The 6043-nt window shown below is 71.6% G+C and carries 6 protein-coding genes; 2 read left to right on the top strand and 4 right to left on the bottom strand.

Translation table 11 applies throughout. From position 1 onward, the window contains the following. Positions 1 to 97: 97 nt before the first annotated feature. Both VFO68_RS17180 and VFO68_RS17175 read left to right on the top strand, forming a co-directional pair. Complete coding sequence (locus tag VFO68_RS17180) at positions 98 to 1300, top strand: helix-turn-helix transcriptional regulator (RefSeq protein ID WP_325159309.1); 1203 nt, start codon at positions 98 to 100, stop codon at positions 1298 to 1300. A gap of 106 nt (positions 1301 to 1406) precedes the next feature. After that, positions 1407 to 1793 carry a hypothetical protein gene (locus VFO68_RS17175; RefSeq protein WP_325159308.1) on the top strand — a complete coding sequence of 129 codons (387 nt, stop codon included), beginning with the start codon at positions 1407 to 1409 and terminating at the stop codon, positions 1791 to 1793. A 205-nt stretch (positions 1794 to 1998) separates the two neighbouring features. Here the strand turns inward: VFO68_RS17175 and VFO68_RS17170 are convergent, their stop codons facing one another. From VFO68_RS17170 to VFO68_RS17155, 4 genes are all read right to left on the bottom strand, one after another. Continuing rightward, the gene (locus VFO68_RS17170) at positions 1999 to 3426 is read right to left on the bottom strand and encodes an IS4 family transposase (protein WP_325159307.1); all 1428 of its coding nucleotides are present in this window, start codon (positions 3424 to 3426) and stop codon (positions 1999 to 2001) included. 50 nt (positions 3427 to 3476) lie between these two features. Beyond that, positions 3477 to 4397, bottom strand: a complete 921-nt coding sequence (locus VFO68_RS17165) for an ROK family protein (protein WP_325159306.1) — start codon at positions 4395 to 4397, stop codon at positions 3477 to 3479. Then, positions 4397 to 5011, bottom strand: coding sequence for a TetR/AcrR family transcriptional regulator (locus VFO68_RS17160; RefSeq protein WP_414635521.1), 615 nt, complete (start codon positions 5009 to 5011; stop codon positions 4397 to 4399). The genes VFO68_RS17165 and VFO68_RS17160 overlap by 1 nt, the downstream gene beginning before the upstream one ends. 8 nt (positions 5012 to 5019) lie before the next feature. Then, on the bottom strand, positions 5020 to 6043 hold a 1024-nt coding region (locus VFO68_RS17155), incomplete at its 5' end, for an acyl-CoA dehydrogenase family protein (RefSeq protein ID WP_325159305.1).

Genomic DNA, 6043 nt, shown 5'->3' with positions numbered 1-6043 from the left:
GGAGGGGCGTCGTACGCTGGGACTTGTCCCTCGCGCCGAGGTGGCCTCTGGTCGCTGGTCCGGAGCGGCGAGGGGTCTACAGGCGAGAGGTGTCGTCGTGGACGACCGGTTGGATCTTGGCGGACGTATCCGCGGGCTGCGTGGCAAGCTGCTGTCACAGCGGGAGTTGGCCGACCGCGCGCAGGTCAGCGTCGACCTGATCCGGAAGTTGGAGCAGGGGCGGCGGCACACGGCCAGCATCGGCAGCCTGCAACGGATCGCCCGGGCGTTGGACGTCAGCATCGTGGAGTTGCTCGGCAAGCCGGCTCCGCCGCCGTCGCCGGATCCGATGGCTGGCGTGGTGGCGATCCGCCGGGCACTGACACCGGTCGATGATCTGCTCGATATGGATGTCATCGAGAGCGCACCGCTGACGCTGGAGGAGGCGGAGCGCACCGTCACCTACCTGTGGGGGGCGTACTGGGCCGGCCGGTATGAGCTGCTCTCGACGTTGCTGCCCACAGCGCTGATGCACCTGCGCGCCACCTGTCGGGCCGTCGCGAGTGCCGAGCGCCCCCGGGCGGCCCACGCGCTGGCGCGGGCATATCAGGCGGCCGGCGACACGCTCGTTCACCTCGGTCACCAGGACGCCGGTTTCCTGGCTGTCCGGGAGGCGTTGCGGGCGGCCTTGGACAGCGACGATGCGTTGTTGTTCGCGGCGATGCGGGTGTCGGTGGCCTGGCAACTGCTGGTGCAGGGCCGTTACGAGGAGTCCGAGCGGGTCGCCGTGGTCGCTGCGCGGGACGTTGAGCCGCACGGTGACTCGTCGGAGTCTGAGCTTTCGGCGTTCGGGATCCTGTCGGTGACCGCCGCCACCGCCGCCGCCCGGGCTCAGAAGCGGGACAGCGCGCGGGACCTGCTCGCGCAGGCCGGGGAGATGGCCGGTCGTCTCGGCTATGACCGCGCCGATCACCAGACCACATTCGGCCCGGCCAAGGTGGCGATGCTGGCCGTGGATGTGGCCGTGGTGACGGACGATTTCCCGGAAGCGTTGCGGGCGGCCAAGGCCATGCCCCGGGACGCCGTGCTGCCGTTGGCGACCCGGGCCCGGCACCTGGCCGATGTCGCGCTGGCGCAGCTTCGGGTTGGTCGCGACGATCAGGCTCTGCACACGGTGCTGACGATGGAGCAACTGGCTCCCGACTGGATCAAGTATCAGACGTTGCCCCGACAGGTGGTGGGCGAGTTGGTCGAGCGGGAGCGCCGGGTCAGCACGCCGCTACGCGAGTTGGCCCTGCGTATCGGGGCGGTTTCCAGGTAGACCCGTTCGGGCAATGGGACGCGCCGTCCTACCCGACTCCCCGTGTCGATTCCTAACGTGCCGCTGTGAGCACTCTGGTCCGGTCGGCGTCCACGCGGGACGCGGCATGAACGACGAACTGCACATCCTGTTGGATCGACTCGGCCGGTGCGGCTACGTCGTCCATCAGTTCGAGCACGACGACCGACACGGGCCGGCCACGGTCGCGGCCGTGCTGAACTGGGGCGGCACCGCTGATGTGGTCGTGCTGTTCGACCAGGACCGGGCTGCGGCGTGGCGCTGTCCCACCGGTCCCGGCGTGGATGTGTTCGCCCCGGTTCAGGTCTACTGGTCATACGCCGCATGTCCGGTGTGGACACTGCGGGCGTTGCTGACTCTCGCCCCGCCCGGCCATCCGGACGCGCCCAACGGGCTCACCGCGACACCTCCCGGCATGGGCCTGTCGACTGAAGGTCGGGTGCCTGCGCGCATTCGGGCGCGGGGTCATCAGTGACGGCTGAGCACTGCGCGCAGCGCGCCTGCGGCGCCGGCCTCCGGCCGGGAGGTTGTTGGAGCCGAGGCCCGGGCTGCTCGAACAGGGAACTCGCGTGCCCGAAATGGGGACTCGCGGGTTCTGAAGTGGGGACTCGCGGGTTCTGAAGTGGGGACTCGCGGGTTGTGGAGTGGGGACTCGCGGGGTTAGGGGCAATGCCGCTCAGTTATGGGTCGTGGTGTGTTGTCAACGGCGGCGCGCCGTTGATGTTGATGGTGATGTTGGCTTGGTAGTTGGTGCGGTCGATGTTGCCTTTGGCGCGGTGTTTGGAGATGGCGCGTTTGACGACGCGGGGGCAGATCCTGGTTCGGCGAGGGGGCAGGAGGTCGGTGAGGACGGCGTGGCCGATCTTGCCGACCAGGTCGATGGTGGTGTCGGTGAGGACGCCGGCGGCGTGGATGAGTTGGTCGCGGGCGGCGTGCAGGGCGATGGTGAAACCGGCTCGATCGGGGTTGGCGGTGGGGTGGCCGAGAGTGGCGTCACCGATGCAGAGCCGCAGCGCCTGGTAGGTGACGAGCAGGGCGTAGATCTCTTGGTCAACGCCGTCGGGGGTGCGGGCGCGCAGCACCCGTCCGCCTAGGATGGTGGACTTCAGCTCCAGGTAGGTGGTCTCAATCTCCCATCGCTGGTGGTAGAGCGCGACGATCTCGGCGGCCGGGTGGCGGTGTGGGTCGAGCAGGGTGGTGACCAGCCGGTAGTGGCCGGTGTGCTGCTTGCGGCGGCCGAGAGTGGCGGTGATCTCGGCGTCGATCACTCGGACGGTCACGCCGCCCAGCAGCGCGTGCCAGGACCCATCGCCCAGCCGACGGATCGGCGGCAGGGCGCGGCCGTTCTTGCAGCGGATGAGTAGGTCCACACCCGTCGAGGCAATGCGGCCGATCAGGTCGGCGACGGCGAAGTTGCGGTCGGCCAACAGCAGCATTCCCGGCCGCAGACACCCAAACAGGCGCGGCGCCATGCTGATCTCACCGACGCCCAGCGGACCGAACACCGCGTCCAGCACGGTGCGGGTGCCGCAGGCCACCACCGCCACCAGCCGCAGCATCGGATACCCCGAGCCGCCATGGGTGCCGGTCTGCCGCCCATAGCGGGCCAGGTTCGCTGGGCTGTCCGGCACGAACAGGCTGGTGCCATCAATCGCGCACACCAGCAGGCCCCGCCACCGGGCCGTCCCGGCGGCCGGACCGGCCACCAGGGTGAACAACGCCCGCAACGGGGCCACGCCGAGGCGGCGACGCGCCTGGCTCAACGCCGAGGAACTCGGCATGGCCACCGGCAACCCGCCCAGACCCGCGACCAGCCGCGCCCACACCTGCCGATACCCCAGTTCGGCGAACAGACCCGCCGCCAACAGCAGATACACCACCACCCGCGACGGCAGATCCCGCACCCGAGCCTGCATTCGCCCGGTCGAGGCCACCACCTCATCGACCAGCTCGAACGGCACCTGCTGGGTCAGCTCCCCAAGGTGACCAGGCGCGAAAGGCCCCTCAGCCACGCTCGCCGAGCGCGTGATGACAAACTGAGCATCCAACGGAGTTCCTGCCGACAGTGATCTTGGTCGACACTGTTCTAACAGGAACTCCGTTGCCATCTCAGCCGGCTTGACAGACCGGCCCAGTCCTTAACTTCCCGGCATTGGGGTTAGGGGTGGGTGGCGCGCCAGGCTAGGAGGGCGGCGCCGATGCAGCCGGCGTTGTCGCCGAGGAAGGCTGGGACGAGTCGGGGGCGGCGGTGGAAGGTGAGCCGGGTTTCCAGTTCGGTGCGCAGGGGGGCCAGGAGGAGTTCGCCGGCCTCGGCCAGGCCGCCGCCGATCACGATCACCTCGGGGGCCAGCAGGACGACGGCCGTGGTGAGGACGGTGGCCATGGCGGCGATCGCCTCGTCCCAGATTCGCTGGGCGACGGCGTCGCCGGCGCGTAAGCGGGCCACGACCCCGGCGGCGCCGTCGACCGGTTCGCCGGTGTGCTCGGTGTAGCGGCGGGCGATGGCCGATGCCGAGGCGAATGCCTCCAGGCAGCCCCGGGCGCCGCAGCCGCAGGCCGGGCCGTCCGGGTCGGCGATGGCGTGCCCGATCTCCCCGGCGTACCCGTCGGCGGTCAAGTCGTGGCCGTCCACTCGGAACGCCGCCGCGATGCCGGTGCCCACCGGCATGAACATCGCGTTGCGCACCCCGGCCGCGGCGCCGAGGGTGAACTCGGCAAGGCCGCCCGTGCGCACGTCGTGCTCGATGCGCATCGGCAGCCCGGTCCGCGCGGCCAGCACGTCGCGCAGCGCCACGTCGCGCCAGCCGAGGTTGGCGGTGAAGCGCACCACGCCCCGCTCCCCGTCGACGATCCCGGGCACCGCGATCCCGAGCCCGCGCACCGTCGCGCCGAGCGTGGCCGCGTGCTCCGACAGCAGGTCGACCAGTTCGGCGAGCTGTTCGACCTCGACCACCCCGTCGCGCCGCCGGGTCGGCACCCGCACCGTGTGCACCGGAGTCGCGGTGGCGTCCGCCAACGCCGCCTTGATCGAGGTGCCGCCGAGGTCGATGGCGACGGCCAGCTCAGCAGGGGTCTGCACTAGGGCATCTTGGCACCCAGCATGCGCAGCACGAGATCGGCGTACTGCCGGCCGAGCATGCCCGGCGAGGGCTTGCCGCCGTCGGTGTACCAGCGGGCGACGTCGACGCCCAGCGACAGCACGGCGCGTGCCGCCGTCCGGGCGTCGGTGACCTCGAACGCCCCGCTGCGCACCCCGTCGCCGATCACGTCCCGGACCAGCTGTTCGGTGCGCCGCCGCAGGTCGGCGATGGCGCGGTAGTCCTCTTCGGGCAGCGCGTTCAGCTCGTACTGCACGACCCGGGCCACCCGGTGCCGCTTGGCGTGCCAGGCGACGAACTTCTGCGTGAGCAGCCCGATCGCCTCCACCGGGTCCTTGGTGCTGACCACGACCCCGTGGATCATCGCCAGCGCCTGTTCGTGCCCGCTGCGGCTGATCGCGGACAGCACGGCCGCCTTGGACGGGAAGTGGACGTACAACGCGGCCGGGCTCATCCCGGCCGCGTTGGCGATGTCCCTGGTGGTCGTGGCGTGGTAGCCGCGGGTGGCGAACGAGTCGATCGCGGCCGCCATCAGCCGGCGCGCCGCGTCCGGCTTGACGTCCGGCCACAGATCGTCGGGCAGGGGCTCGGACACGGGATGCCTCAGGCCGGGCCTGGCAGGTCGATCAGCGGGGCGAGCCGCGCCCGGTGCTGGCCGGGACTGCCCAACGCGATCTCGTCGGCCTTGGCGCGCTTGAGGTACAGGTGCGCCGGGTGCTCCCAGGTCATGCCGATCCCGCCGTGCAGCTGGACGCACTCCTCGGCCGCGTACACCGCGACGGACGCGCACAGCGACTGCGCGATGCTCACCGCGACCGGCGCGTCGGCGTCCCCGGCGGCCAGCGTGTCCGCTGCGTACCTGGCGGTCGCCCGGGCCAGTACGAGCTGCTCCCAGATGTCGGCCATCCGGTGCTTGAGCGACTGGAACCCGCCGACCGTGCGGCCGAACTGCTTGCGCTCCTTGAGGTAGCCGACCGTGCTGGCCAGGCACCACTCGGCGATCCCGAGCTGCTCGGAGGCCAGCAGGCCGGCGCCGGTCAGCAGCGCGCCGGCCAGCGCCTGCTCGGCCCGCTCCGGTCCGGCGAGCCGGATGGACGGCGCGTCGGTCAGCGTCACGTCGCCGATCGGCCGGGTCAGGTCCAGCGAGACCACCGGGGTGACCGTGACGCCCTCGCCCGAGGTGCGCACCGCATGCAGCTCCGGTCCGTCCGGCCCGACCGCCGGCAGCACCAGCAGGTCGGCGACGAGCACGTCGGCCACCGAGGTCACCCGGCCGGTCAGCCGGCCGTTCTGCACCCGGACGGTGCCGGGGAAGGCCGCTCCGGGGGCGGTGGGCAGCGGCACGCCGAGCGCACCGGTCGACTCCCCGGCGGCCAGCGACGCGAGCAGCGCCGTCACGTCGTCACCCGAGCCGGCGCCGAGCAGCGCCGTGGTGGCGAGCACCGCGCTGCCCAGGAACGGCACCGGCGCCACGTACCGGCCGAGCTCCTCCAGCACGACCGCGGCTTCCCGGGCGGTCGAGCCGTGCCCGCCGGCCTCCTCCGGGACCAGCAGCCCGGCGGCGCCGACGTCGGCGGCCAGGGTGCGCCACAGCTCCAGGTCGTAGGGCTTGTCGGTCTCGCAGCGG

This window comes from Actinophytocola sp., from assembly GCF_035712165.1.
Classification (GTDB): Bacteria; Actinomycetota; Actinomycetes; order Mycobacteriales; family Pseudonocardiaceae; genus DASYTH01.
This window is presented reverse-complemented; position numbering and strand designations above follow the sequence as displayed.

Bases quoted from the DNA above. Each gene is read 5' to 3' on its own strand.
- VFO68_RS17175 (WP_325159308.1), top strand. From the start codon at position 1,407: ATGAACGACGAACTGCACATCCTGTTGGATCGACTCGGCCGGTGCGGC.
- VFO68_RS17170 (WP_325159307.1), bottom strand. From the start codon at position 3,426: ATGGCAACGGAGTTCCTGTTAGAACAGTGTCGACCAAGATCACTGTCG.